This window comes from Paraburkholderia sp. MM5496-R1 (assembly GCF_050436205.1).
GTDB lineage: Bacteria > Pseudomonadota > Gammaproteobacteria > Burkholderiales > Burkholderiaceae > Paraburkholderia > Paraburkholderia tuberum.
Genome location: NZ_JBNDLT010000003.1, coordinates 1,521,748 through 1,546,494 on the forward strand (window position 1 = coordinate 1,521,748; position 24,747 = coordinate 1,546,494).

Genomic DNA, 24,747 nt, shown 5'->3' on the forward strand with positions numbered 1-24,747 from the left:
CATTCAAAATATGCAACGATAGGCGAGGTGTGGTTTTCCCCATGTTGCGACGGGGAGCAGGTATGCGCGACGATGCGCACGCGTCTTTTTGTTTGCAATCTTCGGGAGGAACCTTGTCGGAATCTGGTGTGGTAAGTGACATGGCGTTGCCTGTCGCTGTTGAGGAAGTGACCGCAAAGTGGCTAAGCTCCGCGATCGCGTTCCGCTTTCCCGGCGCCGAAGTAACTTCGTGCGGGCACGTGGAGGTATTGCCGGGTACGTCGACCAAGGTACGCGTCGCACTCGAGTACAACGAGGCGGGACAGGCAATGGCGCTGCCGGCGCGCATGATCGTCAAGGGCGGTTTCGAGGATCACAGTCCTTCGATGAGAGACATGTACCGCAACGAAATGCGGTTTTATCGCGACGTTCTACCGTTCATCAACATGAACGCGCCTAGATGCTTTTTTGCAGGCACGGATCCTGACGCCTGGCAATCGGTCGTAGTGATGGAAGACCTGAGCGAGCGTAACGTTCAGTTTTGCCGTGCCCAGCAATCGCAGGGCTACGAACAAGTCGCCCTACGGTTGAGTGCGATGGCGCGCTATCACGCGCAAACATGGAACAGCCGGGAGTTCGACAAGGGCGGTCGGCTCGAATGGGTGGGAGAGCGCTTTTCGGACTGGTCGCTGGAATACCAGAACCGATACCTCGAACCGGACGTCTGGGCACACTACATCTCGCTGCCGAGAGGAGCGGCAGTAAGCCGGTATCTGCACGATCGGGACTGGATGATGGCATCTCTCGCGCGCATTGCGCGCGAACATAAGAGCAAACCGGTATGCCTTATTCACGGCGATACGCATCTGGGAAATCTGTACGTCGAAGCTGACGGGACGCCAGGTTTTTTCGATGCCCAGGTCAGTCGGGCGCCTTGGAGCCTCGAGGTTGCCTATCACATAGGGTGCGCACTCGATATCGAGGACCGTCGCTCATGGGAGCGGTCGCTGCTCGAACACTATCTTTCGCAGCTGGCGATTGGCGGGGTCGAGGCGCCCGATTTCGACGAAGCGTGGAACGACTATCGACGCGATCTCGCGTATGGATACTTCATCTTTGCGATTAACGAAACCCGCTTCCAGACCGAAGCAGTGAACACCGCGTATGCGGCACGCTTTGGCGCGGCATTGTTGGATCACGGCACGGTGCGCGAATCGACATGATCCAGGCCAATAATGCAACCATATGTTGCATTATTGGCCTCGCGAGACTAAGCTCGACCATCGGCAGCCTCCTGGCGAGTTATGGCTTGAACGTGCAGGTGCTCGCTCGAACGTTCCAGATGACAGTCGACTTTCATCAACCGATTACAGCATGCCTGTTCCGAAAATCTTTCATCAACGTTTAAGCGGCAAGATCGCGATCGTGACCGGCGCAGGATCGCTCGGTCAGGGATTTGGCACGGGCAAGGCCATTGCCTGCCTTTTTGCGGCGGAGGGCGCGTCCGTCTGTCTCGTCGATCTGCAGTACGAGCGGGCGGCGGAAACGCTTGCGCTGATCACGGAAGCGGGCGGCCGAGCGTTCGTATCGACCGGCGATATCACGGACGGCGCTGTCTGTGCGCGCATTGTCGAAGAGACCGTTCAGCGGTATGGAGGTCTGGACATTCTCATCAACAACGTCGGTATCTCAGGCGCGCCGGGGCGATTGCAGGACCTCGACGAAGCGTCCTGGGACCGTGTGATCGACGTCAATCTGAAAAGTGCGTTCTTGATGAGCCGAAGTGCGGTGCCGAAGATCGTGGCGCGCGGGGGCGGGGCCATCGTCAACATCGGTTCAATCGCAGGCATCCGCAGCCACGGGTCGGCCGCGTATGGCTCGTCAAAGGCGGGAATGGTCGGCTTTACGCGTGAACTCGCGGTGATGTACGGCCGCGATCAGGTTCGTGCCAACGCGATTGCTCCGGGGCATATTTTTACGCCAATGGTGGAAAGCATGCTTGACGATAAGGCTCGCGAACGTCGCCGCAAGATCGCGCCCCTCCCATTGGAGGGAGATGCATGGGACGTCGCGGCCGCCGCGCTGTTTCTCGCCAGCGACGAATCGCGATTCATTACCGGTACGTGCTTACCCGTGGACGGTGGCGTGACGCAGATTGCGGCGCTTGCGGCGTACGATCTGGTCCAGCAATAGCCACCGTATCGGGCGGGTAAGTCGGGCAGCAAAGCGTCACTTTCCGCTGTGCTTTCCTGGCCAAATCTTCTGGTAACTTAGCGGGGCCGAATTTGACCCGCGCTACAGGAAACGGCACCTGTCTGGCACTGGCATGGCCGTCGAATTGCGGTTCATGCCAATCGCCCCTTTGCTCGGCCCTGGATAAATATCGCGCTCGATCCGAACGATCTGTCGATGTTCGTCCAGGTCGTCCGCGCCTTGGTTCATCTGCTTTCCGGCAAACGCGCGTCATTGCGGCCTGAGGTGCAGATCGTTGCTCACGGATTGCACCCCCGGCACGCCGCGCGTCACGGCAAGCGCTTTCTGAATCTGTGCCTCCGAATCCACGTATCCTGACAACTGCACGACGCCTCGATACGTCGCGACGCTCATCGGCAAGGATCTCAGTTCCGGGTTCGCGACGAGCGCCTGCTTCACCCGGGCGGCGAGCGCAGCGTCGTCAGCGGCGATCTTCCCCAGCGCTGTCAAGGGCGGCGTCACCGTGGACTTACAGCCGCTGGTGAACACGAACGCTGGCAATGCGAACGCCGCGACGATCAGCAATCGGCTTTTGATGTATGGCGCGTTTCGCATGTCGGCTATGAAATCCTGATTCGATAAGCGCTAAATGGTGGGCTGAAAAGCGCGCCGAGTGGCGAAGGGATACGGCGCATCTCGGCTTACAGGCTACCTGTATTGGCAGGGCAACCCTTCGCGTCGATTTGGCGAGGCGAATCAGGCGTAGCAATTGCGCAGGTACGAGAGAACGAGTATCTGACTGTCGCCATCGCAGTTTCCCACGAACTGCATACGTTAGCCGAAGACGGTATCTGAAGAAGTTTTCCCATGTCTGAGCCTGTCAATCCTCCCAATACCCGGGCGAGCGGGTTTCAAGGTGTCACGCGGAGGGTCGCACTGTCATCGGTCCGCTGGTCAAAGCGCCGCACGGGGGCAACGAAGACCCTTGAAGCGCCCCACCAGAAGTCTGATGTCCCGGCATAAAGCCTATCTGCATGCCCATTTTCTAAAGAGATCGCGGAATCTGCCGATAAAGAGGTCATCGTACAACACCGGGTTGAAAAGCGGCATGAGAAACGTATCGGTTCGAAATAGTCTCCTGACTGTCTTCCTGATCTTTGCGGCGATGATTTTGCTGGGCGGCGTAATTGGTGTCGCCACGCTCAGCCGCGCGAACGCCAGTCTCAACCGCATCCATCAGATTGCGACGCAGGAAATTCTCGTCAACGACGCATACAAGGACTCCACACGCACTCGAGCCGCGTTGACACGAGCCTACTCAGCTCTAAAGGAGCGCAACGACGAGACGACGCGAGACTCGGCATTGAAGAGCGCCGAAACGACGATGAACCGGGCGGCTGCGGAAACCGAGTCGTTTCGAAGCGCCGCCGTTTTTCGTGGCCAGGACGACGGGTTGAAGCAGCAGTTGATCGAATCGTCAGTCAACCTCGCCGCGATTCTGAAGAAAGCCTCCGATGCTCTGCGTGCCGGCGATACGAACGCCTACGCCGCTATCAACGATCACGACATTACGTCAACCGGTGTGGCGTATTCGGTGAATGTCGAGAAATTCCAGAGCATGGCTAACAGGTTGTCGAACGATGCCATCGCGCAGGTCGATCGCGAATATACGTGGGTCGTCAGCCTGGTCATTTTCGGAGTGAGCGCGGCGTTGGTCCTGATCGTCGCTGCGCATTTCGCGCTGCGGCGCATCGTGACGACTCCGCTGAACGACGCCGCCAATCTGCTCGATCGAATCGCGGCGAATGATCTGACAGCGCGCATCCCCGAGGCGAGCGGCAACGAGATCGGTCAGCTATTCGCGGCGATGCAGCGGATGCAGCGTGGTTTGGCTCGGACAGTGGCGAACGTGCGCAACAGTTGCGAGGCCATTTACGGCGGCGCGCGCGAGATTGCCGCGGGCAATGTGGATCTGTCGAGCCGCACAGAGCAGCAATCAGCGGCACTGGAAGAAACCGCGGCCAGCATGGAGCAATTGACGTCCACCGTCAAACAGAACGCGGATAACGCGCAGCAGGCAAGTGCACAGGCTTCGAGCGCAGCCGATGTCGCCGAGCAGGGCGGCGAAGTGGTCGAGCGCGCCATCGAGACAATGAATTCAATCAGCCAGAGTTCGCGGAGGATCGCCGAGATCACCGGGATGATCGACAGCATCGCATTTCAGACCAATATCCTTGCGCTGAATGCGGCGGTCGAATCGGCACGGGCCGGTGAGCAGGGACGCGGCTTCGCCGTGGTCGCAAGCGAAGTTCGCAGTCTAGCTCTGCGCAGCGCGGACGCCGCCCGAGAGATCAAGACCTTGATCGGCGCCTCGGTCGAGGACGTGGCTAACGGCAATAGCCTGGTCGCGCAGGCGGGTCAGTCGATGAAGCAGATTGTTAGCGCCGTGCGCGGCGTGGCCACCATCATGAATGAAATCAAGGCAGCAACGATCGAGCAGAGCACGGGCATCGAACAGGTCGGCCAGGCGGTTACGCAGATGGACCAGGTGACTCAACAGAATGCGGCACTCGTCGAAGAAGCCGCCGCTGCCGCGAGCGCGCTCGAACAGCAGGCGCAGTCAATGACGGATGCAGTCTCGGCATTCCGCCTCGCCGCGCAATAGAAGCTCCGATTGACCGACGCAAAGCGCTGGTCGATTCAGACAATCTAAATCATTTCTAACTGGGGTATGAATATGAACGTTAAAGGCGTGCTGGGCGCCACCGCAATTCTGATTGCCGGTGCTTCCCTCTCCTGCATGTCACAGGCCGCGACGTACGCATATGTATCGAATGCAGATAGTCAGAATATCTCGGTTTTCAGTCTCGACAAGTCGAACGGCTCGCTTGCGCCCGTGGAGACTGTGTCTGTCGGTGCAACGGTGATGCCGATGGCGTTTTCGCCGGATCACCTTCGGCTCTACGCAGGACTGCGTTCGAAGCCTTATCGCGTGGTGAGCTTTGCGGTCAATCCGCTCGATGGCCGGCTGATCGAACTCGGCAGGGCGCCGCTTGCGGATAGCATGGCGTATATCTCGACGGACGCAAACGGCCGTTACCTCTTTTCCGCGTCATATGGCGGCAACCTTCTGGCGGTGAACCAGATCGGCGCGGATGGTGTGGTCGGCAACGTACAGCAGACCGTCAAGACCGGCCCGATGGCTCATGCGATCCGCAACGCTCCGGACAACCGTTTCGTATTCGCGTCGGTTCTCGGCGCGGATGCCTGGCTCCGTCTCAAGTTCGACGCCTCGAATGGGCAGTTGACCGAGGACACCGCGCCCGCCTATTCGTTGCCGCCGAAATCGGGACCACGTCACTTCGTATTCTCGCCGGATCATCGCTTCACGTACCTGATCGATGAACTCGACGGCAAGCTGCACGTACTCGCCTTCGATAGCACCCGCGACACCGTCAAGCCGGTCGAAACAGTCTCGATCCTGCCGCCCGATTTCTCCGGCGACAAGCCATGGGGGGCCGATCTCCACCTGACCCCGGACGGGCGATTCCTGTTTGCATCGGAGCGCACATCGAGCACGCTCGCGGCGTACAAGGTGAACGCTGCCTCTGGCAAGCTGACGCGTATCGGTACGTACCAGACGGAAAAGCAACCGCGTGGATTCAATATCGATCCGTCCGGCAAGTACTTGCTGGCTGTCGGGCAATTATCGACGAGCCTTAGCGTTTACAACATCGATCGCAAGACTGGCAAGCTGAGTGCGATCGGACAGTATCCGGTCGGCAAGGGCGCGAACTGGGTTGAACTCGTGGAGTTTGATGGCACGAACGCCGATTGAGGTTTGATTCCCGGATCGCCGTGCGGTGAGCATGGCGTTCCTGCTTCGGCTTTCACTGGGCGCCACGATTTGCTTTTTGTCCGCGGTGATGCGTCCAGTCTTCCGAGAGGTGGGCGCTGCCTTGGAAAGCACCCGGCGCCCCGTTGCAGAACGTCAGGCTTTCGTGGCAGCGAACGGCCGCTATAGAGAAGGTCGACCCTCCACTTACGGCCACTCTGAACCACTCGAACCAGATTTGCCACGGTCTCATTGCGGGCCGACAGGATGTCAATCCGAGCGGTCCGGAATGGCTTGCCAGGACCATGACTGTGCCGCATGGTTCCGGGCGACGGAAGGGCATGCCCGCGATGAGGATCATTAGCCGCGCTCACGCACCACATCGCTGCGGTTCCACCATCCGCCGCCGACAGCCTGAAAGAGTGCGACGGTATCGGAATACCGGGTGGCCTGAGTCTGGACGAGACTGATGCGCGCCTGCTGGTACGTCCGCTGCGCGTCGAGCAGCGCAAGATAGCTGATCGCGCCAACGTGGAACTCGCGCTGGGACACAGCGAGGCTGTCCGCCGCCGCCCGCTCGGCTGCTGCCTCGGCCACCACTGCGTCCGCATCTGATTGCAGCGCTCGCAACGCATCAGCCACGTTCTGAAACGCCGAGATGACGGTGTTGCGATACTGCGCCGCTGCTGCATCGAAAGCGTCAATTGCGGCGCGGCGCCGGTGCAGCAACGTTCCACCTTCGAAGAGGGGCTGCGTGAGTCCCGCTCCCAGGTTCCAGATCGCGCTTCCCGGCGAAAACAGCGCATCGTTGGTCTCGCTGCCATAGGCGGCGCTGAGCGTGAGTTGCGGCAACATATTGGCGGTGGCGACGCCGATCTCTGCACTTGCGGCGTGCAGTTGCGCTTTCGACGCGCGAATGTCCGGACGCTGCTCGACGAGTGTCGACGGCAGGCTGACCGGCAACGTGTCGGGCAACTGTAGCGACGCGAGATCAAACGTCTCGACCAGCTCGTCACTCGGGAAGCGGCCAAGATAGGCCGTGAGCTGATTGCGGGTCAGCGCCAGTTGCTTTTGCAGCGGCGGCAACTGCGCGCGTGTTTGCGCCAGCGTGGCCGCCTGCGCGAGTACCGCCGCATTGGCGACGGCGCCGATCGCGAATTGCCGTTTCAATCCCGCGAGTTGCTGCGTCTCGATGTCGACGATCTCCTCTGTGGCTGCAATCTGCGCCCGCAACGAAGCCCTCCTGTACGGCGGCCGTGGCGACGTTCGACGTCAAGCTCAGATAGCTCGCCTCGAGTTCGAAGCGTTCGTACTCGGCTTGCGCGGCGAGCGATTCGATCTGCCGGCGCGTACCGCCCCAGATGTCGAGCAGGTAGGTGACGCTCACGGAGGCGTTGTTGAGCCTGAAGACCGGCACCGCGGTCGAGATCCCGAACGGCGAGCCCGAAATCTTCTCGCGAGCAGTCGAGATGTCCGCACTCACCGTCGGGAACAGCGCCCCTTGTGCTGCGTAAAGCGCTTCGTTGGCCTCGCGAAGGGTGGCCTGCGCCGCCTGCAGGCTCGGGTTGGCCTCAAGCGCACGTTCTACGAGTGCGTTCAGCGCAGCCGAGTGGAATAGCGTCCACCATTGCCCCGGAATGTCGAGAGCTTGCACGAAGCGCTGCGCCTCGCCGCCGTGGACGTCCGACGCGACGGTTCGCTCCGGCAGCGGCTCCCGCGTATAGCCGCTGACCTGCGGCGGCCCGGGTGGCGCGAAGTCAGGTCCGACTTCGCAGCCGCCAAGCAGCGTCGCCGCCGAAAGCGCCGCGCAGGCGGCGCTGCGGCAACATGCTGCCCGGGGGTGACGCGCAAAGCCGGGGTTCGATGTCATTGCTGCGCGCTCCTCATGTTACGGGCCGTTTAGGAAGGCTTCGCCGCAACCGGTTTCACGGCCATACCGGGGCTGAGCTTGAGGAGATTGCCGACCACGACCGAATCGTCCCGAACGACGCCCTTCCTGACCACGACAAGTGGCCCGTAGTCCGAGCCGAGGATCACGTAGCGCTGCTCGACCCGCTTGTCTGCGCCGACGACGTAGACGTATTTGCCAAGCTGGTTGGAGCCGACGGCCACTTGTGGCACCAGCAGCGTGTTGGGTGCGTCCGCGACGTGCAGGCGCACGCGGATGAATTGCCCCGGCAGCAACGTGTGATCCGGGTTCTCGACGGTCGCGCGCGCGGTGATGGTGCCGCTGCTGCGCCCCACGTTGTTGTCGAGAAACGTGAGCCTGCCACGGTACTGCGGGCTCGCGCCCTGACCGACGATGACCTCGGCCGCGATGGTCCCCTTCGCCTGATCCTGCTGGATAGTGGCGAGATCGGTGTCCGGCGGATTGAAGGTGGCATAGATCGGGTCGAGCTGCACGAGGGTGTTGAGCTGGGTCCCCGTGCTGCTGATGAGCGCACCTTCATGCACCTGACTCAGGCTGAGACGCCCGGAGAACGGCGCGCGGATCTTCGTAAAGTCGAGATTGAGCAGCGCCGTCTCGATCAGCGCATGATCCGCCGCGAGCGCGGCCAGGTCCTGATGCTCGGTGCTCGCGGACTGCTGCAGCGTATCGATCGACACGTCGCCCGTCTCGCTCATCAGCGTATTGCGGCGATGGCTGGCGATGGCATATTCGAGCGCAGCCGCATCCTTTGCCGCCTGCGCCCTCGCCTGATCGAGCGCCGCCTGATAGCTGCGCGGATCGATCTCATACAGGAGTGTGCCTTTGCTCACGTCCGAGCCATCGGACACCCCCTGCTTCGCCAGGTAGCCGGTCACCTGCGCCTGAAGCGTGACGGTGCGGATCGCGTCCGTGGTGCCGACATATTCGAGGTAAACCGGCACGGTCTGCTCGACCACCTGGGTTACGGGCACCTCGGTGGGGGCGGCTGGGTCCGGCGCGGGCGGGCTGCCGGTAGCCTGTCGCGCTCCCCCACCCGTGAACGACAGGACGCAGACGACTACGGCGATCGCCAGGCCCGGGGCTACAACGCGAAGTTTGCCGACTCTCATTGCGCCGTTGCTCCCCGATCAATCCCCGGACGCCGCCTCGCCGCCATCGCGAGGCGCGCGACCGATACGTTTGAGCACGGCCTCACGCAAGTGCTCGATCACCGTGTAGAAGATCGGCACGAATCCGAGGCTGAGCAGGGTGGCGGCGAGCATGCCGCCTACCACCGTCGTCCCGATCGAGCGGCGGCTCGCGGCGCCCGCGCCGGAGGCGATCATCAATGGGACGGCGCCAAAGATGAACGCGAACGCGGTCATGAGGATCGGGCGCAGACGCAGGCGGGCCGCCTCGGTCACCGCCGCGACGATATCGAGGCCGGCTTCGCGGCGCCGCTTGGCAAATTCGACGATCAGGATCGCGTTCTTCGCCGCCAGCCCGATCAGCAGGACGAAACCGATCTGCGCATAGATGTCGACCTGCATGTGGCGCAGCCACAGCAGCCCCAGCGCGCCGAACAGGGCTAGCGGCACCGTGAGGATGATGGTGAACGGCAACGTCCAGCTCTCGTATTGCGCGGCGAGGAACAGGAACACGAAGGACAGCGCGAGCGCGAAGACCAGGCCCGCGACCGAGCCGGCCTGCAGCTCCTGATAGGTAATGCCCGTCCAGTCATAGCCGAAATCCGCCGGCAAAACGCGCGCCGCGCGCTCCATCGCCGCGATCGCCTGGCCCGAACTGTAGCCCGGCGCCGCACTGCCGGTGATCTCCGCGGCACCGTAGAGGTTGTAATGAGGCACCGTGTCCGGCCCCACCGTCGGTTCGAGCCGGCCGAGCGTGCCCAGCGGCACCATGCTTCCCGCGGCGTTGCGCACGTAGAGCCGCGACAGGTCGCTGCGGTTCCCGCGGGCGTTGTCGTCGGCCTCGAGCAACACCTCGAAGGTGCGGCCGAACAGCGTCACATTGTTCACGTACAGCGAGCCGAGATAGATCTGCATCGTATTGAACACATCGCTCAGGTTGAGCCCGAGCAGCTTCGCCTTCACGCGGTCGAGATTGAAATCGTATTGCGGCGTCGACGTGTTGTAGCTGGTGAGCAGGGTGCGCCGCTCGAGTTCAGGCTGTTGCTGCGCCTGGGCGAGAAAGGCCTGGGTCGCCTCGCCGAGTGCGGCACTGCCCCGGCCGCTCAGGTCCTCGATTTCGAAATCGAAGCCGCCGAAGGTGCCGAGGCCGGCAATAGTCGGTGGAATCAGTGCAAGCGCCACCGCCTCCGGAATCTGATTGAGCTTCGGCTGTACCGTGGCGATGAGGTTGGCGACGCTCTGCTTCGCACCTCGCTCGTCCCACGGCTTCAGGATCACAAACTGGGCCGCACTGTTCGACGTCGTGCTGCGAGTGATGAAATTCAGACCGCTGATGGACAGCACGTTCGCCACGCCGGGCGTCGCCCTCAGGATCGCGCGGGTCTTCTCCATTACGGCCTCGGTGCGTTGCAGCGAAGCGCCATACGGGAGTCGCGTAATCACATAGAAATAGCCGGGATCTTCAACCGGCAAAAAGGCAGAAGGGATCGTCGAATGGAGCAGCCAGGTCACACCCAGGCCACACGCGAAGACCGCCAGCGCGAGCCAGCGCAGCCGGATCAAGCCGCGCAGCGAATTCGCGTAGTGGCTGCGCGCCCAGTTAAAGCCTTGATTGAACTTGCGAAACAGGATGAACCGTGGCGGCCTGTCCCGTCGCAACAGCAACGCGCAGAGCGCCGGACTGAGCGTCAGGGAATTGAACGCCGAGAGCGCCACCGAAATGGCGATGGTCAACGCAAACTGATTGTAGAGGCGGCCCGTCACGCCCGGCAGGAAGGCGATCGGCACGAACACGGCGCCGAGCACTGCCGAGGTGGCAACGATCGGCCCCGTCACTTCCCGCATCGCCGCCTTGGCCGCAGCCATGGGCGTCAGCCCGCTCTCGAGTTGGCGTTCGACATTCTCGACCACGACGATCGCATCGTCGACGACGAGGCCGATAGCGAGGACCATGCCGAGCAGGCTGACCGTGTTCAGCGAAAAGCCGAGCACCAGCATGATCGCGAGGGTACCGATGAGCGCCACTGGAATGGCGATCATCGGAATGAACGTGGTCCGCCAGCTCTGCAGAAACAGGAACACGACGCCCAGCACCAGCAGCAGCGCAAAGCTAAGCGTCTTCATCACCTCGACCATCGAGGCGGATACGAACATGGTGGTGTCGTAGGTGATGCCCCACGCCATCCCTTTCGGGAAGCGCTTTGCAAGCGTCTGCATCGTGGCCTTGACACGCTGGTCGAGGTCGAGCGCATTAGCGCTCGGCAACTGGAAGACGGCGAGCAGCGCCGCCGGGTGTTCGTTCACGGAGGCGCTAGAGGTGTACTGAAGTGCGCCCAGATCGATGCGCGCCACGTCGCGCAGATACACAGTTGCGTCGCTCGCCGTGCCGGCGCGCAGCACGATATTGCCGAATTGCTGCGCGTCCGCCAACTGGCCGTGGGTGTTGATCTGGTATTGAAACGTCGTGCCCGCCGGCGCCGGCGCCTCGCCGAACTTGCCTGCGGCGACCTGCACATTCTGCTCGGCGATCGCATGCTGGACATCGCTGGCTGTCATGCCGAGCGCGGTGAGCTTGTTGGGGTCGAGCCAGATGCGCATCGAGTAGCGGCGTTCGCCGAAGATCGTGACATCGCTCACGCCGGGCAGGCGCTTGAGCGAGTCGACGAGCTGGAGATAAGCGTAGTTGCTGAGGGTGACAGGATCGATCGAGCCGTCTGGCGAATAGAGATTCACCGCCAGAACAAAGTTCGGGTTCTGCTTCTGGATGGTGATGCCGGCCTGATTGACGATGCTGGGAAGCTGCGCCGTCGCCTGCGAGATGCGGTTCTGCACGTCGACCGCGCCGATGTCGATGTTGTAGCCGACGTTGAACGTGACGGTGATCGTGGACGTGCCATCGTTGGCACTCACCGACGACAGGTAGCTCATACCCGGCACGCCGTTGATCTGCTCTTCGAGCGGCGCGGTGACGGTGTCCGCCACGACCTGCGCGCTCGCACCCGTATAGGTCGACTTGACTAGAACCTGTGGCGGCGTGATCTGCGGAAACCGCTCCACCGGCAGGTTGAACCAGGCAATGAGCCCCGCGAGCACCATGATGATGGCGATCGACGATGCGAAGATCGGACGCTCGATAAAGAAATCGACCATTGACCTCGCCCCGAGTCCCAGGTAGCTTGACGGAAACGCGCCGGTATAGTTTCCGCCGTCGGTAGACATTGTCAATAGGCCTGGATCGTGACGCGCGAAACACAGACTCAACCTATCCGATCAGGCGGGCGTCCTACGCTGCGAGAGTCCGAAATTCGTCTGCAGCGCCTGCTCGATGTTGCGCAGCGCCATTTTCTTGCCGCTGGATATCGCGAGACCAGCCTTGAAGGCATCGCGCGAGAGGCGGGTATTGCAAAAAAAACGCTGTACGATCGATTCGGCAGCAAGGCGGGCCTGTTCAGCGCAATCGTCGAGACGCTGCGTCGTTCATGGATCACGCAGCTCGGCGATATCGTGCTCGATGCGCGCCGTCCGGAGCACGTCCTCGAGAAGGTCGCGCTCCATCTGCTGGATGTGTGCACGCGGCCTGACATGATCGCATTGCATCGCCTGCTTCTGACCGAGGCCTATCGTTTTCCCGAACTCATCAGCGGGTATTACAACAAGGCGGGTGGACTACGCGGCATGGAGCCGCTTTCGGACTATCTTCGTTCGGCAGTCGCCGATGGCGCATTGCAACTCGATGACGTTGCGCTGGCTACCGAGCAGTTTCTACACCTGGTACTCGGCGGGGTCCGCGCGCGGCTGCTGCTTGGCGCCACCAGGAGGCGCCCCGGCGCATCGGAGCGCAACAGAATCGCGCGTCAGGCGGTCCGCATCTTCCTCGCTGGATGCAAGGTGCTTTGAGCGAGCGCGTTCCGGTCTTCGTCCGATTCTGCCCGGCCGATATTCGCCTGGAGCGGCCGCGGCCGGCGGGATGCCGGCCCAATTCCCGTCTGCTTCCGGGGCCGCGCAACCAGCCACCCGCTGCTGCATTGCGACAATCGGGCGTTCGTATTCCTGGTTGCCGTGCCGCGTGTGGTTGAGGCGGCGAGGAATTGGCCCCCTGTACGTGTTTCCCTTGCCTAAACTCAAGTTGGTACGCGCCGAACTCTGACGGCACGAGCGCGGTAGCGCTCGCGCGCGAACTCCGGCACGTATTTGAAATCTGAAAGAACATGGGGGGCGGACATGACGACGGCTGTCAGCTTTCATATCGGCTATACGCAATACCTTGGCCCCGATGGCGAGCCTGTCCAGTCATTGCCAGCCTTCGCACGTGACCCGGCGGCGCTGATTGCGCTCTATCGCGCGATGGTGCTGACACGGGCGTTCGACACGAAGGCGGTCGCGCTGCAGCGTACCGGCAAGCTCGGCACCTTTGCGTCGTCGGTCGGCCAGGAGGCGATCGGTGTCGGTGTCGCCGGCGCGATGCAGCCCGACGACGTGCTATTCCCTTCGTACCGCGATCACGCTGCGCAATTGCTGCGCGGCGTCACGATGACGGAAAGTCTCCTGTATTGGGGCGGCGACGAGCGCGGCAGCGATTTCAGCGTGCCCCGTAACGATTTTCCGAACTGTGTGCCGATCGGCACACAGGTGTGCCATGCGGCCGGCGCAGCCTACGCGTTCCTGCTGCGTCACGAGCCGCGCGTTGCGGTGGCGATCTTCGGCGACGGCGGCACATCCAAGGGCGATTTCTACGAGGCGATGAACATGGCCGGTGTCTGGCAGGCGCCGCTTGTGCTCGTCGTCAATAACAACCAGTGGGCGATTTCGGTACCACGCAGCCGCCAGAGCGCTGCGCAAACGCTCGCGCAAAAAGCGATCGCTGCAGGAATAGAGGGGCTGCAGGTCGACGGCAACGACGTGATCGCCGTGCATCAGGTTGTCCGCGCGGCGCTCGCCAAGGCTCGCCGCGGCGATGGCCCGACGCTGATCGAGGCGCTCAGCTATCGCCTTGGTGATCACACGACGGCCGATGACGCGACGCGCTATCGCGACGCCGAGGTCATCGCCAAGCAATGGGAATACGAACCGCTGCTTCGTTTGCGCACCTACCTGATGCACGTGAACGTCTGGACCAAGGCGCAGGACGAGGAACTCGGTAGGGCGTGCCGTGCGCAGGTCGAGCAGGCCGTCGACGCGTACCTGGCGATACCGCCTGCGGGCCCATCCGCGATGTTCGATCACCTGTATGAGGCGTTGCCCCCAGCGATGCGTGAGCAACTGGCGATGGCGCAACGTTTCGCGCCGGCTAAGGGGAACGGCGATGGCTGACCTCAACATGGTCGAGGCCCTCAATCAGGCGCTCGCATACGAACTGGCGCACGACCCTGCCGTTGTGCTGCTCGGAGAGGACATTGGCGTGAACGGCGGCGTATTTCGCGCGACCGTCGGGTTGCAGACGCGCTTTGGCGCTCAGCGGGTGATCGACACGCCGCTGGCCGAAACCGCCCTCGCCGGCTGCGCGATCGGCATGGCGGCGATGGGCGTTAAGCCCGTCGTGGAGATCCAGTTCGCCGGGTTTGTCTATCCGACCATCGATCACATCCTGAATCATGCATCGCGTCTGCGGCATCGAACGCGCGGACGACTGACGTGTCCGCTGGTGATCCGTGCGCCATGCGGCGCAGGCATTCACGCACCAGAGCACCATTCCGAAAGCCCTGAAGCGCTGTTCACCCACATACCCGGGCTGCGCGTCGTGACGCCGTCGTCGCCAGCACGCGCGTACGGCTTGCTGCTGGCGGCGATCCGGGACCCGGACCCGGTGATCTTCTTCGAGCCGACGCGGCTGTACCGGCTCTTCAGGCAGCCGGTGGAGGATGACGGCGAAGCGCTGCCGCTCGACAGTTGCTTTACGTTGCGCGATGGGGCAGACGTCACACTGGTGAGTTGGGGCGGGGCGTTGCAAGACGTGCAGGCCGCGGCCGATCTGCTCGCGCAGGAAGGCGTAATGGCCGAGGTGATCGACGTGGCGACGCTCAAGCCGCTCGACATGAACACCATTCTCGCGTCGGTGGCGAAAACCGGACGCTGCGTGATCGTGCACGAGGGCTCGCATGCCGGAGGGGTCGGCGCGGAGATCGCCGCCAACATCGCCGAGCGCGGACTGTACTCGCTGCTCGCACCGGTGCAGCGCGTCACCGGCTACGACGTGGTGGTGCCGCTGTACAGACTCGAGAATCAATACATGCCAGGCACTGAGCGCATCGTTGGCGCGGTCAGGCAGGCGCTGGAAGCGTAGGGATGCCATGAAAATCTTCAAACTGCCTGATCTCGGCGAAGGTTTGCAGGAAGCGGAGATCGTCGAGTGGCACGTCAAGAGCGGCGAAGACATTCGCGCGGATCAACGGCTGCTGTCGGTGGAAACGGCGAAGGCGATCGTCGATATTCCGTCGCCTCAATCCGGCCGAGTCGCGAAGCTGTTCGGCCAGCCCGGCGATATCGTGCATCTGGGGGCGCCGCTCGTCGCATTCGAAGGAGCGGCCGACGAAGCCGATGCCGGTACCGTGGTCGGTCATATGGAGGTCGGCCAGCATGTGGTGCACGAAGCGCCGGCGGCGCTCGGCGGCAGCCCGGGCACGGGTGTCGGCACAATCAAGGCGATCCCGGCGGTGCGGGCGCTCGCGCGCAAGCTTGATGTCGATCTTGCGATGGTGACACCGTCGGGGGCGGAGGGTGTCATCACGGCGGCTGACGTGCAGCGCGTCGCGAAGATACTCGCTCAGCTCGGTCCGCCCGAAGTGCTGCGCGGCGTGCGGCGCGCGATGGCGCAGAACATGGCGCGCGCGCAGAGCGAAGTGGCGGCCGCGACCGTCATCGACGACGCCGACATTCATGAGTGGCCGCCACATACCGATGTGACGATCCGCCTGATCCGTGCGCTGGTAGCAGGATGCAGCGCCGAACCCGGGCTCAACGCATGGTTCGACGGACATGCGGGACGGCGTCACGTACTGGAAAAGATCGACCTCGGCATCGCCGTCGATCTACCGGATGGCCTCTTTGTACCGGTATTGCGCGACGTTGCGCACCGCAACGCAGCGGATCTGCGTGGCGGCCTCGACCGGATGCGTGTCGACATCCGGGCACGCAAGATTCCACCGGAGGAACTGCGCGGCAATACGATCACGTTGTCGAACTTCGGCATGATCGCCGGCAAATACGCAGCTCCCGTGGTCGTGCCGCCCACTGTCGCGATCCTCGGAGCGGGGCGCATTCACGAGCAGGTCGTGGCGGTAAGTGGCGTTCCGGCCGTGCATCGGATCTTGCCGCTTAGTCTGACGTTCGACCATCGGGTCGTCACGGGCGGCGAAGCAGCACGGTTTCTCGCCGCGGCGATCGTGGATCTGCAGATGGCGCAGTAGCTGTGACCGCGCGAATTCAAAAATTCAGAAGGTGTATGCGTTGTGTCCAGCTTGGGACGTTCGCAGATTTAGGCACAGCGAAATCGTATGCCAATCCGTAAATCGATCGAGGCGTGCCGGTTCGCAGCTTCGTGCAGCGCACCCGGTCTTTGGATCGCTTCGTCTGCAAAACGGCCCCGCCCCGTGGAACAGTTACAAGATAAGTATTGACGCTGGTACCACTTGGCGGTTAAGGTGCCGCATGAAGTTCAAGAAGTTCGATTGCTGTTCATCAATTGCTCGCTCCTCAGCGGTATTCGTTGTCCTCTCCCTCCTTGACGCTTCATACGCTCTTCAACGGAGCACATTTTCCCGTTTTTTCTCAAGGATTCTTCATGGATACCGGTACTGTTAAGTGGTTCAACGATAGCAAAGGTTTTGGCTTCATCACCCCGGACAAGGGCGGTGATGACCTTTTCGCTCACTTCTCCGAAATCAGCGGCGACGGTTTCAAGACGCTGGCTGAAAATCAGAAGGTGAGCTTCGAAACGAAGCAAGGCCCGAAGGGTCTGCAGGCAGCTAACATCAAGCCGCTGTAAAGTTTGAAGAGCCCGGCGTTCCGCGACGGACGCCGGGTTGCAGGGACTTCCTTACGGAGCGTTGTTTCCTGAAGTGGCGCGTTCGCTCCTGGCTGCATCGGTTTCGCCGGCAGCTTGCCAAGCGCCATACGTCTCATTGCGCTCATTTTCCCCTCTGGCATTAGCGCCACGTCTTCGCTTTCCGAGTGCTTCAGATTCGGCCTGAGATGCCTTTGAATCGGCGTACCTGTGCACATTTCGCAAGGCACGCGCGCACTCGACATTATTAAAACTAAAATGCAGAACAAACAAACTCAACAATACAACGGCTATGCCGTACAGCCCTCGGCGCATCGTTTGCCCGACGGCAGTTTTTCCTCCAACCTGCTGCTAGAACGCGCCGATAGCGAGCGCGCGGACGGCCGCTACCAGTTCTATTCGCTCGATTACTTCACGAGTGAGGAGCAGGCGTTGCAGCACTCGACACGCTGGGCACGCAACTGGGTCGACACGCGCGGTTAACGGCGACGCCCCAGATCTGCACGCTCAACGCATCTCAGGCATCAGGACGCATGCGATAAGGCGCGCGCAAACATCACGCGCGATCGATTGGTTACCTTTCGGTTTGAGCCGCGCTCAGTGCGAACTTCTGGATTTTCTCTATCGACGTCTTCGGCATTCTACGCACGGCATGGAAGTCGACGACGCTCTTGAGCTTTCAGAATGGGTCGAAGTGTGAACGCAGGCGCGGGCGGACGGCAATCACCCATCGGTCACTATGCGGCCGAGATGGAATGGACATGGCTTCCCTTCGGGCATGACGGTATCTACTTCGTGGTCGACGCCTGAGGAGGCGATGACCGGAACTGGCAGCAATGCGGTCGCACTGGCATAGCCTGCCGAGCATGTGGCGACTGACGATCAGAAGGTCAACTTCTTTATCACACACATTGTTGATGGCGTGCCGCTGGCGCGCGCGAACACGGGTACCTTCCGCATAGACTCGGGTTCCGGCTCTAGCGCTTAGGGGGATTCCAGGATGGCGCGATCAAAGCCGTCAGTATCAATCAGCATTTCGGCGTAGGCCACCGACGCGCGCCTTGCGTCGCCGGCATTCACGAAGGGCCTCTTGCCGGGCACACGGAATAAGCGGCTTCGCGGGTTGTCCGTCATGGAATCCGGGTCGCTGATGCGAATCGACGCATCGAATCCTTCCTCGTAATTGTGACCATATCCTGGTTGAGTCGTGCGATGCGGATACACGAGTAGGGAAATATCGAGGCCGCGATAATGGCGAATGGTTGTCATCAGGTCACTCCTTTTGGCCGCAGCAAGCAGCACGTTTTTGATCGTTGTGCAGGTTTGGCCGAAGGAGATACGCCCCCGAGCCACACCGACGAGGCGACCGGAACGAAGTTTCCTGGCTAGCTGTCCGGTACGCGGATGCCCGAGCTTCGTGCTTAACATCCGCAAGCGTTCCCTCACCCGGCATTCCGCTCACGTTTGTCCGATCGGGCACCACACTGTCCCGAACTCACGAAGTGGGTCGCTCCCGTATCCTTGGCCAGCCTCATCGCGCGTGGCAAGCAGACGCTGTTGATCGTGGTGTTCTTGGAGGGTTTGCAACGTAAGGGCAGAGGTGGAACCAGGCAGACAGCCGTCGCCGGCCATCCAAGCCAACGCTATGACAATCCGGGCAGTGCCCCGCTTTGCCGACCCCACGTTTCAAGGTACGCGCGACAGTACTATCGGTCAATACAATTCTGGTAACAGTCTCTGCGTCTGCGCCGCCCGATGTAACCCGTTCCAGCGTATAGTGAGCCATACCCTGTGGAGTGACCATCATGTCGACACACCCGATTCTTCTCTACAAGGGGTACGAACTTCATCCCCTTGTCTTTCCCCGCACATTCAGTCGCTTTGACGGACATTCCCGTTACGCGGAAGGTTACGAAATTGCAGTACGGATATGTCGTCCGGCGGCGACAGCAATTCCCTCCGCAAGCCGGGTCTTCAGGCTGAACCAAACGCATACATTCTCTGACTTCGGTACGGCAAGGCGAGCCGCCCGGCAGCAGGGAAAGGACATCGTCGACGGAAAGGTGAGCGGCGCTTCGGTCATCGACATATGAAAACGCCGCTGACGGACAGCATCCATCGATGTGCTCGATCGTGCGACGAATTGCTGTCTGCCTGATGGCCGATCTGATCGCCGCTCGCACATAAAAGGCGGCTGCCGCAATAGCGGGACAGGGCTGCGATCGACGTGCTGCTCGGGACGCTCGCCGGCGATCATCCTCCCGAACGATTCGCGATTTTGCCTTCCCCGAAGATTCGATGTGGCCGGCTGCAAAAACGTACCGCAGACCTGCAAGTCGAGCAGCAATTGGCGTCGCTGGCTCACGCCGTCTCGTCGCCCAATCGGGCCACGCGTTCCCAACTGTTCCGCGACGAACACGTACCCCCGAAATGAAGCCGGTCCGGATAGCCGTTGCGTGTCACGCTCGGCAATCGGGTGGTTGCGGGTGCGTCCGCGTCGAGCCAGAGGCGCAAACACCGCATCGGTCTCCTCGCAGGCGGTCGGGTAACGCTGGAACTCCTTATTACCTGACGAAAGGGTGAATCGATTTCCGCCAAAAAGGGTGGACGGGGCTGCAATGCAGTTTCGCGCGCTTCGTTTCGCCGTGGTTGAATTGTTGACGTCGAGACTGCTTGCCGCGCATGTCGGAGGCGCACTCTGCGTCGCCACATGATGAACCGGAGAAGAAAGGCAGTCCGATGTGGATCTTCGGATCGCCGCCGCCTACCGGCGCTGCGGTACGTAAGTGCCGGGTTGACTTGCATGTTCCCTGTGCTTCTCTGACGGCGCCTGGAGCACGGGTTTTTCTGTACAAATCCATCAATGGGCGTAGCATGAAATGGTCACTCGACCTGCGACCGGTCCTCGCGTCGCCAAGCTGCTTACCCGACGGAACCGGAGATCCGCTTTCACCCAAAACCGAAACGTGGCCGACCTCCTGAACGGCAGCGGACGCAGTGGCCACGTCGCTACGCTCCGTCTTTTCCGATACACAATGAGACGGCCTCAAAGGTACCGATCACAACCGGTTCCCCGTCTCTACCGCGGGCTCGAACTTCATCCGCTGGTGGTTGACTCAGAGCCGTTGCAATCATTGGAGTGTGGTATGGAAAGAAACGACCTGCTGAAATGGATTCGGTGCGATGGTGCTGACATCGTCGATCGGTTTCTGCCGCCCGGCGCGCAGGGCGAACTGGATAGCCTCATCCATGACCGCCGTCACGAGATCGATGCGGGCGCGTTTCTGATGTTCATGTCGATTCGTGCGCTTCTATGCGAACGCGGCATGGAAAGCTGCGATTCGGATCGCGAGGCCGGACAAATCATGGCCATGCTGAGCACCTAGGTCGCGCTTTTCGACGCCCCTCTGCGACAGTCGCAATCGAGCGATAACCCCAAAGGAATACCATGCGCTTCAATTCCACCCTGATCGTTATCGACCCGACCCCCCGGCGGGCCGACGGCGAGTACATGGCCCACGCACGGATCAGCGGCAGCCGTGCCGACGGCACCGGGTACGAGATTCATTCGAGTGGCGATCTGGCAGGCTTCGACGCACGCGAGGACGCGATAGCCTATGCGAAGAACTGGGCGCAAGACTGGCTGCACGCGCGCTTCGGGTGACAGACGTCTCACCTACGGACGCAACGAGAGAGGGATTGGCGTGCAGGCCGGCCATTCGCGATCAGAGGAAGATGCAGCGGGATGTTGGTCACGCGTTTCGATCCAATCGCTTGCCCATCGGTTCTGGTAAACCGGTGCCTCTGCTTGACGGCCACAGTACCCGAGAGAGTAGAACTCGAAAAGCAGGGGGCCGTACGGACATCGGACCACCTAAGCGGTCTAAAGAGAAAGAGCCGTCGGAGACTCCGTGGGGCCACATTGTCGGGCGAGCACCCTTTGCGCGACATCGACCGAATCAGTTTCGCCTCGTGCATACGTGAGAGCCACCCCGGCCAGCAACGTCTTCTCCCGGTTGGTCAGGAGTTGCAGGTTGACGCCCAGGTCTCTTTTAGCAATTGATTGGTCTTCTCCAGGATGTCGTGTTCAAGCTGCAATTGGCGGATATCGCGTCGAAGCGATTCGACCTGCCGCCCCAGTCCTCACCGCTCAGGGGCGTGCGGCGAATCGTTGTGGCGTTTCATGAAAGGCCGGACACGAACGCTCACCACTGTCCAGAAAATCCAGGCGGTTCATTACAAGTACATGGACTACCTCCAGGTAGTCCAAGACGGTGTAAACCCGATGGATCCCGCGACGAACTGACGCGTAATATCGGTTCGGCTAAAAATCTCCTCAATTTCTTCGCCGGAGTAGGCATGCGACTGTCCGATTTTATCGTGCAGGAAATGGAGCCCATTCTGGCGCAGTGGGAGGCGTTTGCCGCCACGCTGCTGCCAGCCGCTGGCAACATGGGCACCCTCGCGTTGCGCGACCACGCGCAGCAGATTCTGGAAGCAGTAGCGAGGGATTTGCAGACTTCGCAGACCAGGGAAGCGCAGCACGAAAAATCCTTGGGGAGGGCACCCCGGCTGACGGATGCGCCGGAGACAGCTGCGCAATCCCATGCGGTCCTGCGCGCTCGAGGCGGTTTCAACATCAACCAGCTGGCCGCGGAATACCGCGCTTTGCGTGCAAGCGTGCTGCGTTTGTGGATGGATGAGTGTCAGCCCGATGCGCCTCATCTGGATGACATCATCCGCTTCAACGAGGCCATCGATCAGGCGCTGGCCGAATCACTCGGTTTTTTCAGCACACAAGTCGATCAGGCTCGCAATCTGTTGCTTGGGATGCTCGGACACGACATGCGGAGCCCGCTGCAGACGATCCAGGTGACAGCTTCATATCTGTCCGCGCTCAATGCGGGGCAGCGCGTTTCAGAAGCTGCAGCCCGTCTGGTGCGCAGCGGCGCCCGGATGCAGGCACTTCTGGATGATCTGTGCGATTTCAACCGGACAAGGCTCGGGCTAGGTATTAACGTCATACCTGCTCCCGTTGATCTGACGAACGTGTTCACTGATGAGCTGGACCAGTTGCGCGCAGTCCATCCAGACCGGCAGATCGAGCTCGAGGTGCACGGTGATGTTCAGGGTGTCTGGGACGGTCCGCGTCTGCAGCAACTGCTCGGCAATCTCGTTCTGAATGCGCTCAGATATGGCGCGCGAGACGCGCCCGTGCGCGTCGTGGTGACTGGCGACGAGGCCGAGGTGCGCTTCGAAGTCTGCAATAGCGGACCAGCCATCGAGGGACTGTTGCTGGAGCGCATCTTTGATCCTCTTCAGCGAGGTCCCGAGCGAAAAATCAACGAGGACGCGCAAGGCAGCCTTGGGCTCGGGCTGTATATCGCGAGCGAAATCGCCAAGGCGCATCACGGCGCGATCGAGGCGCGGTCAGATAAAGAAGAGACCGCATTCGCCGTACGTCTGCCGCGCCGGGCGTAGCAGGCGAGCCAGGCTTGGTAACGGGCATGCCACGAATTATGTGGGTGGGGGATCTGCTGGTGGTTTTACACCTGCCGAGACGCGCCTATTCCATCGCCGGTCCTCACAGACCGACCACGACTGCATGAAGCAAATCCGCGGCATCGTGGCAATAGCAAGGGTGCGCGCCCCGATTACCTATTCGGTTCGTGCTGCTCCATGCGCGCGCTCAGCCTCGATCATTAGAACCCGGTCAGATCTCATCGAGAAAACGCGCGCGTGCACGCTTCGCCGTCATATCAGACCAGGATGGAGTTGCGCGGACGAACTCCGGCTCACGGCATTCGGCCTGGAAGTGCCCGACCGCGCAGCAAGGATCGCAACGGCTGAAGCGGGAAGAACCAAGGTGACAGTCGCCGCCATGGGGGACTCGCGTCGCCATCATTGTTTCATCGCGCCAGTTGCGTTCGAGTTTGACGCGCCTTGAGGCGACATCCCCTGCTCACGCTTCTGCATCAATGTGCCACTGGCGGGCTTGCTGTTGCCGGCGTCCGCAGCACGGCCCATGCTCTGGCCAGCGGCACCCGGCTGCGCGTTTTGAGTATCGCGGTGTGCTGGCGCAGCGTTGCCGGTGTTGGTCTGCGCAAATGCGCAAGCGCTAGCGATGATGGAAATCGCGCTGATTCCTGCCATTACCAACTTCATGATCGTCTCCCGTTCGGGACCTGCTTGTCCATCTCTGACCTGCGTGCAGCATGACGCATGCCCGGAGGAAGTGGCGAACAATAAGCGTGCGCTGTTGCCGCCCGCGAGAAGGGGAGCGAAATCTCTTGCCATCTTTTACCTTGTGTCAGCGTGCAGGCGCTGCTCTGTAGCGACGGTTCCTGTACGGGCTCATTGCTGACGATGTGACGGGTCACGACCGTTGCATCATTCCAGTCAAATCTGAAAACCCAGGTGGATGGCTCAACCCGGGTTTCAGCAATCTCGCCGCTTTGCAGGCCATCCGCTAAGAACGGGACCGGCCGTACAGCAAACACCGCCTGGCTGCGTGTGTAACCTGTGGCTTGGCATTCCGACAGCTTGGGCTTAGGGCCAGCATCGCGAATCGATGGCTCGCCAGCGCGCCGCGGCGAGGTACTCGGAGTCGCGTGGCGCCCGCGCATAGGTCAGGCGCGCTGCAATGAACCTGTCGACGGTGTCAAGCAACGCCGCTATCGAGGCCGGCTTTCGCAGGAACGCTGTCCAGCAGCGAATCTCTCCCGTAGGTTCCGGCATAGCCGACAGCAGCACCACCGGTAAGCCGGAAAACACCGCCTGACACTTCAGACGCCGGCAAAGCTCCTTGCCGTCCATTTCCGGCATCTCCAAATCGGTGATAACGAGTTCCGGAAAATCCGTGTGGGCCTTCTGCAGTGCGTCCCATCCGTTCTCCGCGAGCACAACACGGTGTCCGCGACTCTCCAATGCCAGTTGCAGCGCGCATCGGTTTTCAAGGTCATCGTCGATGAGCAGTACGGTGGACATGACACGACATGGTGGAAGGATCCTACTGGGTCTCGCAAGCGGCATACCTAGGTAGCGCCCGCTGCCTGTTCGACTACCCTCTGCGTCCAACACGTGGGCGGTCGGGCCACATGGTTGCGGCATTGCGCTCGCCCGCTTTGCTCTTACCAAAGCAGTAGCGCAAGTCCGCCGCACCCCGTTGACTATATTGGATACGTCGACCGGTGAGAGTCATCGACTTGAACCGGATAATCATAAAACTTCCGTCTGAAAGTTAATCGATTTGGTGTTTTGGTGACGGCTTGGGTCATGTCAGCGATCACAGGAGTTCCTCGCTGCGAACGCGGATGCGCCGCCGACCAAATTCGCGGGACGGCCGATTAACCCAATCAGGCCGCTTTATGCCAAATGAATCGCGCCATTAAAACCGGCCAGTTGTTACTGGCCGGAACGATTGGCGAGTTCGAGTTTTTCTGCCGCCGCAGATCATTGAAAATGGGATTTCACTGACCTGGAATTTTGCGGTTACCCGATGGATATTCACTTCTGCCTGGTGAAAAAACGGTCGTTTTTTCTCGAATTAGTGTCGGATTCTTCCGTCGTTGTTCTGTCTACGCGGGGTAGACCCACAAAATCAGCGCACAGTTAATTAACGAAAAACCATAATCCTTGCAAGGCATGAATAACCACGATCGGTTATGAAAAGTTGAAACCTCGG

Annotated in this window: 21 protein-coding genes and 2 pseudogenes; 14 read left to right on the forward strand and 9 right to left on the reverse strand. The window is 61.2% G+C overall.

Annotated elements, in window-relative coordinates; genetic code table 11:
- Positions 1–62: 62 nt before the first annotated feature.
- Positions 63–1,202 carry a phosphotransferase gene (locus tag OKW38_RS33285; protein WP_429365007.1) on the forward strand — a complete coding sequence of 380 codons (1,140 nt, stop codon included), beginning with the start codon at positions 63–65 and terminating at the stop codon, positions 1,200–1,202.
- A 22-nt stretch (positions 1,203–1,224) separates the two neighbouring features.
- The gene (locus OKW38_RS33290) at positions 1,225–2,172 is read left to right on the forward strand and encodes an SDR family NAD(P)-dependent oxidoreductase (RefSeq protein ID WP_429365008.1); all 948 of its coding nucleotides are present in this window, start codon (positions 1,225–1,227) and stop codon (positions 2,170–2,172) included.
- 270 nt (positions 2,173–2,442) lie between these two features.
- Here OKW38_RS33290 and OKW38_RS33295 read toward each other — a convergent pair whose 3' ends face one another.
- Positions 2,443–2,787: a BON domain-containing protein gene (locus tag OKW38_RS33295; RefSeq protein WP_429365009.1), complete on the reverse strand. Its 345-nt coding sequence runs from the start codon at positions 2,785–2,787 to the stop codon at positions 2,443–2,445.
- Between the two features lie 493 nt (positions 2,788–3,280).
- Between OKW38_RS33295 and OKW38_RS33300 the strand changes: the two genes are divergently transcribed.
- Together OKW38_RS33300 and OKW38_RS33305 are read left to right on the forward strand one after the other, a co-directional pair.
- On the forward strand, positions 3,281–4,837 hold the full coding sequence (locus OKW38_RS33300; RefSeq protein ID WP_429365559.1) for a methyl-accepting chemotaxis protein: 1,557 nt from the start codon (positions 3,281–3,283) through the stop codon (positions 4,835–4,837).
- A 66-nt stretch (positions 4,838–4,903) separates the two neighbouring features.
- Entirely contained in the window at positions 4,904–6,010 is a 1,107-nt protein-coding gene (locus OKW38_RS33305) for a lactonase family protein (RefSeq protein WP_410451312.1), read from the forward strand.
- 357 nt (positions 6,011–6,367) lie between these two features.
- Here OKW38_RS33305 and OKW38_RS33310 read toward each other — a convergent pair whose 3' ends face one another.
- The 4 genes and pseudogenes from OKW38_RS33310 to OKW38_RS33325 all read right to left on the reverse strand — a co-directional run bounded on the left by OKW38_RS33310 (position 6,368) and on the right by OKW38_RS33325 (position 12,283).
- Positions 6,368–7,240: an efflux transporter outer membrane subunit gene (locus tag OKW38_RS33310; RefSeq protein ID WP_429365010.1), complete on the reverse strand. Its 873-nt coding sequence runs from the start codon at positions 7,238–7,240 to the stop codon at positions 6,368–6,370.
- A gap of 76 nt (positions 7,241–7,316) precedes the next feature.
- Positions 7,317–7,877, reverse strand: a pseudogene (locus OKW38_RS33315) (TolC family protein); the annotation flags it as partial.
- Between the two features lie 29 nt (positions 7,878–7,906).
- The gene (locus OKW38_RS33320) at positions 7,907–9,046 is read right to left on the reverse strand and encodes an efflux RND transporter periplasmic adaptor subunit (protein ID WP_429365011.1); all 1,140 of its coding nucleotides are present in this window, start codon (positions 9,044–9,046) and stop codon (positions 7,907–7,909) included.
- Positions 9,047–9,064: 18 nt separating this feature from the next.
- The gene (locus OKW38_RS33325; RefSeq protein WP_429365012.1) at positions 9,065–12,283 is read right to left on the reverse strand and encodes an efflux RND transporter permease subunit; all 3,219 of its coding nucleotides are present in this window, start codon (positions 12,281–12,283) and stop codon (positions 9,065–9,067) included.
- Positions 12,284–12,301: 18 nt separating this feature from the next.
- Here OKW38_RS33325 and OKW38_RS33330 point away from each other — a divergent pair, with 18 nt between their 5' ends.
- The 6 genes from OKW38_RS33330 to OKW38_RS33355 all read left to right on the forward strand — a co-directional run bounded on the left by OKW38_RS33330 (position 12,302) and on the right by OKW38_RS33355 (position 17,546).
- The gene (locus OKW38_RS33330; RefSeq protein WP_429334405.1) at positions 12,302–12,961 is read left to right on the forward strand and encodes a TetR/AcrR family transcriptional regulator; all 660 of its coding nucleotides are present in this window, start codon (positions 12,302–12,304) and stop codon (positions 12,959–12,961) included.
- A gap of 324 nt (positions 12,962–13,285) precedes the next feature.
- Positions 13,286–14,374 carry a pyruvate dehydrogenase (acetyl-transferring) E1 component subunit alpha gene (gene pdhA, locus OKW38_RS33335; protein WP_429365013.1) on the forward strand — a complete coding sequence of 363 codons (1,089 nt, stop codon included), beginning with the start codon at positions 13,286–13,288 and terminating at the stop codon, positions 14,372–14,374.
- Complete coding sequence (locus OKW38_RS33340) at positions 14,367–15,344, forward strand: alpha-ketoacid dehydrogenase subunit beta (protein WP_090808901.1); 978 nt, start codon at positions 14,367–14,369, stop codon at positions 15,342–15,344. Before pdhA ends, OKW38_RS33340 begins: the two co-directional genes overlap by 8 nt.
- Before the next feature lie 7 nt (positions 15,345–15,351).
- Positions 15,352–16,467, forward strand: coding sequence for a dihydrolipoamide acetyltransferase family protein (locus OKW38_RS33345; RefSeq protein WP_187611658.1), 1,116 nt, complete (start codon positions 15,352–15,354; stop codon positions 16,465–16,467).
- Between the two features lie 374 nt (positions 16,468–16,841).
- Entirely contained in the window at positions 16,842–17,045 is a 204-nt protein-coding gene (locus OKW38_RS33350) for a cold-shock protein (protein ID WP_012428559.1), read from the forward strand.
- Between the two features lie 276 nt (positions 17,046–17,321).
- A complete protein-coding gene (locus OKW38_RS33355) occupies positions 17,322–17,546 on the forward strand; it encodes a hypothetical protein (protein ID WP_090808905.1) in 225 nt (74 codons plus the stop codon).
- A 501-nt stretch (positions 17,547–18,047) separates the two neighbouring features.
- Here the strand turns inward: OKW38_RS33355 and OKW38_RS33360 are convergent.
- Complete coding sequence (locus OKW38_RS33360) at positions 18,048–18,332, reverse strand: hypothetical protein (RefSeq protein WP_090810391.1); 285 nt, start codon at positions 18,330–18,332, stop codon at positions 18,048–18,050.
- Between the two features lie 536 nt (positions 18,333–18,868).
- On the opposite strand from OKW38_RS33360, the gene OKW38_RS33365 reads away from it, so the two are divergent.
- From OKW38_RS33365 to OKW38_RS33375, 3 genes are all read left to right on the forward strand, one after another.
- Positions 18,869–19,156 carry a hypothetical protein gene (locus OKW38_RS33365; protein ID WP_090810393.1) on the forward strand — a complete coding sequence of 96 codons (288 nt, stop codon included), beginning with the start codon at positions 18,869–18,871 and terminating at the stop codon, positions 19,154–19,156.
- A 1,053-nt stretch (positions 19,157–20,209) separates the two neighbouring features.
- Complete coding sequence (locus OKW38_RS33370; RefSeq protein ID WP_090808907.1) at positions 20,210–20,449, forward strand: hypothetical protein; 240 nt, start codon at positions 20,210–20,212, stop codon at positions 20,447–20,449.
- A gap of 62 nt (positions 20,450–20,511) precedes the next feature.
- A complete protein-coding gene (locus OKW38_RS33375) occupies positions 20,512–20,727 on the forward strand; it encodes a hypothetical protein (RefSeq protein WP_018424494.1) in 216 nt (71 codons plus the stop codon).
- Positions 20,728–21,060: 333 nt separating this feature from the next.
- Here the strand turns inward: OKW38_RS33375 and OKW38_RS33380 are convergent.
- A pseudogene (locus tag OKW38_RS33380) lies at positions 21,061–21,248 on the reverse strand (IS3 family transposase); the annotation flags it as partial.
- A 174-nt stretch (positions 21,249–21,422) separates the two neighbouring features.
- Here OKW38_RS33380 and OKW38_RS33385 point away from each other — a divergent pair.
- The gene (locus tag OKW38_RS33385) at positions 21,423–22,544 is read left to right on the forward strand and encodes a sensor histidine kinase (protein WP_429365014.1); all 1,122 of its coding nucleotides are present in this window, start codon (positions 21,423–21,425) and stop codon (positions 22,542–22,544) included.
- A 420-nt stretch (positions 22,545–22,964) separates the two neighbouring features.
- On the opposite strand, the gene OKW38_RS33390 is transcribed toward OKW38_RS33385, so the two are convergent.
- Entirely contained in the window at positions 22,965–23,228 is a 264-nt protein-coding gene (locus OKW38_RS33390; protein ID WP_429365015.1) for a hypothetical protein, read from the reverse strand.
- A 384-nt stretch (positions 23,229–23,612) separates the two neighbouring features.
- Complete coding sequence (locus tag OKW38_RS33395) at positions 23,613–24,050, reverse strand: response regulator (protein ID WP_429365016.1); 438 nt, start codon at positions 24,048–24,050, stop codon at positions 23,613–23,615.
- Positions 24,051–24,747: the final 697 nt, after the last annotated feature.

Excerpts from the sequence above, each read along its gene's own strand:
- OKW38_RS33285 (WP_429365007.1), top strand. The coding sequence starts at position 63 with ATGCGCGACGATGCGCACGCGTCTTTTTGTTTGCAATCTTCGGGAGGA.
- OKW38_RS33290 (WP_429365008.1), top strand. The coding sequence starts at position 1,225 with ATGTTGCATTATTGGCCTCGCGAGACTAAGCTCGACCATCGGCAGCCT.
- OKW38_RS33295 (WP_429365009.1), bottom strand. The coding sequence starts at position 2,787 with ATGCGAAACGCGCCATACATCAAAAGCCGATTGCTGATCGTCGCGGCG.
- OKW38_RS33300 (WP_429365559.1), top strand. The coding sequence starts at position 3,281 with ATGAGAAACGTATCGGTTCGAAATAGTCTCCTGACTGTCTTCCTGATC.
- OKW38_RS33305 (WP_410451312.1), top strand. The coding sequence starts at position 4,904 with ATGAATATGAACGTTAAAGGCGTGCTGGGCGCCACCGCAATTCTGATT.
- OKW38_RS33320 (WP_429365011.1), bottom strand. The coding sequence starts at position 9,046 with ATGAGAGTCGGCAAACTTCGCGTTGTAGCCCCGGGCCTGGCGATCGCC.
- OKW38_RS33325 (WP_429365012.1), bottom strand. The coding sequence starts at position 12,283 with ATGTCTACCGACGGCGGAAACTATACCGGCGCGTTTCCGTCAAGCTAC.
- pdhA (WP_429365013.1), top strand. The coding sequence starts at position 13,286 with ATGACGACGGCTGTCAGCTTTCATATCGGCTATACGCAATACCTTGGC.
- OKW38_RS33340 (WP_090808901.1), top strand. The coding sequence starts at position 14,367 with ATGGCTGACCTCAACATGGTCGAGGCCCTCAATCAGGCGCTCGCATAC.
- OKW38_RS33345 (WP_187611658.1), top strand. The coding sequence starts at position 15,352 with ATGAAAATCTTCAAACTGCCTGATCTCGGCGAAGGTTTGCAGGAAGCG.
- OKW38_RS33350 (WP_012428559.1), top strand. The coding sequence starts at position 16,842 with ATGGATACCGGTACTGTTAAGTGGTTCAACGATAGCAAAGGTTTTGGC.
- OKW38_RS33355 (WP_090808905.1), top strand. The coding sequence starts at position 17,322 with ATGCAGAACAAACAAACTCAACAATACAACGGCTATGCCGTACAGCCC.
- OKW38_RS33360 (WP_090810391.1), bottom strand. The coding sequence starts at position 18,332 with ATGACAACCATTCGCCATTATCGCGGCCTCGATATTTCCCTACTCGTG.
- OKW38_RS33365 (WP_090810393.1), top strand. The coding sequence starts at position 18,869 with ATGTCGACACACCCGATTCTTCTCTACAAGGGGTACGAACTTCATCCC.
- OKW38_RS33370 (WP_090808907.1), top strand. The coding sequence starts at position 20,210 with ATGGAAAGAAACGACCTGCTGAAATGGATTCGGTGCGATGGTGCTGAC.
- OKW38_RS33375 (WP_018424494.1), top strand. The coding sequence starts at position 20,512 with ATGCGCTTCAATTCCACCCTGATCGTTATCGACCCGACCCCCCGGCGG.
- OKW38_RS33385 (WP_429365014.1), top strand. The coding sequence starts at position 21,423 with ATGCGACTGTCCGATTTTATCGTGCAGGAAATGGAGCCCATTCTGGCG.
- OKW38_RS33390 (WP_429365015.1), bottom strand. The coding sequence starts at position 23,228 with ATGAAGTTGGTAATGGCAGGAATCAGCGCGATTTCCATCATCGCTAGC.
- OKW38_RS33395 (WP_429365016.1), bottom strand. The coding sequence starts at position 24,050 with ATGTCCACCGTACTGCTCATCGACGATGACCTTGAAAACCGATGCGCG.